1 protein-coding gene is annotated in these 637 nt (G+C 66.2%); it reads left to right on the forward strand.

Going from position 1 to position 637, the window contains the following annotated elements; all coding sequences use genetic code 11:
* Window positions 1–637 (forward strand): sensor histidine kinase (locus ACFSXZ_RS41225; protein ID WP_378272022.1); only part of this gene is annotated, 637 nt, incomplete at both ends.

The following is a 637-nucleotide window of genomic DNA, read 5'->3' on the forward strand; positions in this document are numbered from 1 at the left end:
GCGTGATTTGAATTTGGTGGATGTGTTGTTGTCGGAGTTGGAGGGGATGGAGGCGCGGGAGGAGGACGGGGCGCGGTTGGCGGCGTTGTATCGGTTGGATCATTTGGCGGCGCGGTTGCGGCGGAATGCGGAGAATTTGCGGGTGTTGGCGGGGCATGAGGCGTCGGATGTGGTGGGGCAGACGTTGTCGGTGGTGGATGTGGTGCGGGCGGCGATGTCGTCGATTGATCAGTATTCGCGGGTGACGATTGGGCGGGTGGTGGGGTTGGGGGTGGTGGGTTTCGCGGCGGAGGATGTGGGCCGGGTGGTGGCGGAGTTGCTGGATAATGCGACGAAGTGGTCGTCGCCGTCGTCGGTGGTGCGGGTGAGTGGGCATTTGACGGAGCAGGGCAGTGTGCTGGTGCGGGTGGAGGATGAGGGGATTGGGTTGCCCTCGGAGCGGTTGGCGCGGTTGAACGAGCGGTTGGCGGGTTCGCCGGTGCTTGATGATGAGTCGGTGCGGCATATGGGGTTGGCGGTGGTGCGGCGGTTGACGGCGCGGCATGGGATGCGGGCGTGGCTGGATCGGCGGGTGCCGCAGGGGACGACGGCGTCGGTGTTGTTGCCGGCGGCGTTGGTGACCGAGGTGCCGGAGGTG

It is taken from the genome of Amycolatopsis pigmentata (assembly GCF_042684065.1).
Lineage (GTDB): Bacteria > Actinomycetota > Actinomycetes > Mycobacteriales > Pseudonocardiaceae > Amycolatopsis_E > Amycolatopsis_E pigmentata.